Here is a 1,836-nt window from a genome sequence, read left to right as displayed (position 1 = left end):
AGCATTATGCTTTGTGGTCAAGTCCTCGGCCTATTAGTACCGGTCAGCTCCACACATTACTGTGCTTCCACCTCCGGCCTATCAACCCGGTCGTCTACCGGGAGCCTTACCCACTCTCGTGGTGGGAGACCTCATCTCAAGGCGAGCTTCCCGCTTAGATGCTTTCAGCGGTTATCCCTTCCGAACGTAGCCAACCAGCCGTGCACCTGGCGGTACAACTGGCACACCAGAGGTTCGTCCGTCCCGGTCCTCTCGTACTAGGGACAGCCCCTTTCAAGTCTCCTGCGCGCGCAGCGGATAGGGACCGAACTGTCTCGCGACGTTCTAAACCCAGCTCGCGTACCGCTTTAATGGGCGAACAGCCCAACCCTTGGGACCTACTCCAGCCCCAGGATGCGACGAGCCGACATCGAGGTGCCAAACCATCCCGTCGATATGGACTCTTGGGGAAGATCAGCCTGTTATCCCCGGGGTACCTTTTAGCCGTTGAGCGACACCGCTTCCACACGCCGATGCCGGATCACTAGTCCCAGCTTTCGCTCCTGCTCGACCCGTCAGTCTCACAGTCAAGCTCCCTTGTGCACTTACACTCAACACCTGATTGCCAACCAGGCTGAGGGAACCTTTGGGCGCCTCCGTTACCCTTTAGGAGGCAACCGCCCCAGTTAAACTACCCACCAGACACTGTCCCCGATCCGGATCACGGACCAGAGTTAGACGTTCAAAACGACCAGAGTGGTATTTCACCAATGACTCCACCCGAACTAGCGTCCGAGCTTCCCAGTCTCCCACCTATCCTACACAAGACGTTCCAAACGCCAATGTCAAGCTGTAGTGAAGGTCCCGGGGTCTTTCCGTCCTGCTGCGCGTAACGAGCATCTTTACTCGTAGTGCAATTTCGCCGGGTCTGCGGTTGAGACAGCGGGGAAGTCGTTACGCCATTCGTGCAGGTCGGAACTTACCCGACAAGGAATTTCGCTACCTTAGGATGGTTATAGTTACCACCGCCGTTTACCGGCGCTTAAGTTCTCACCTTCGCAACATTGCTGCTGCTAAGCGGTCCCCTTAACGTTCCGGCACCGGGCAGGCGTCAGTCCGTATACATCGTCTTACGACTTCGCACGGACCTGTGTTTTTAGTAAACAGTCGCTTCCCCCTGGCCACTGCGACCCCCACCAGCTCCGAGTGCAAGACTCATCACCAGCAGAGGTCCCCCTTCTCCCGAAGTTACGGGGGCAATTTGCCGAGTTCCTTAACCACAGTTCACCCGATCGCCTTAGTATTCTCTACCTGACCACCTGAGTCGGTTTAGGGTACGGGCCGCCATAACACTCGCTAGAGGCTTTTCTCGGCAGCATAGGATCATCCACTTCACCACAATCGGCTCGGCATCACATCTCAGGATACGTGTGAGGCGGATTTGCCTACCCCACTCCCTACATGCTTACCCCAGGACAACCATCGCCTGGGCTGGACTACCTTCCTGCGTCACCCCATCGCTTACCTACTACCCGATCGGATCGAGCGTTCACTCTGACCCCAAGCCCGAAGGCTTTAGGCGAGTTAAGGACTCTTAGCATCACGAGGTTCGATATGGGCGCGTTAAAGCGGGTACGGGAATATCAACCCGTTGTCCATCGACTACGCCTGTCGGCCTCGCCTTAGGTCCCGACTTACCCTGGGCGGATTAGCCTGCCCCAGGAACCCTTGGTCATCCGGCGCGAGGGTTTCTCACCCTCGATTCGCTACTCATGCCTGCATTCTCACTCGCACAGCCTCCACAACTAGATCACTCTGCTGCTTCGCCGGCTGCACGACGCTCCCCTACCCATCAAC

At 57.1% G+C, this 1,836-nt stretch carries 1 rRNA gene (running past one end of the window); it reads right to left on the bottom strand.

The features are described from left to right. Nucleotides 1–13: 13 nt before the first annotated feature. Nucleotides 14–1,836 (bottom strand): 23S ribosomal RNA (locus AB0J76_RS49415); it runs 1,367 nt beyond the window's last position.

The organism is Nonomuraea sp. NPDC049624 (assembly GCF_040675255.1).
GTDB lineage: Bacteria > Actinomycetota > Actinomycetes > Streptosporangiales > Streptosporangiaceae > Nonomuraea.
The sequence above is the reverse complement of the archived record's forward strand: the minus strand, read 5'-3'. Positions and strand labels throughout refer to the sequence as shown.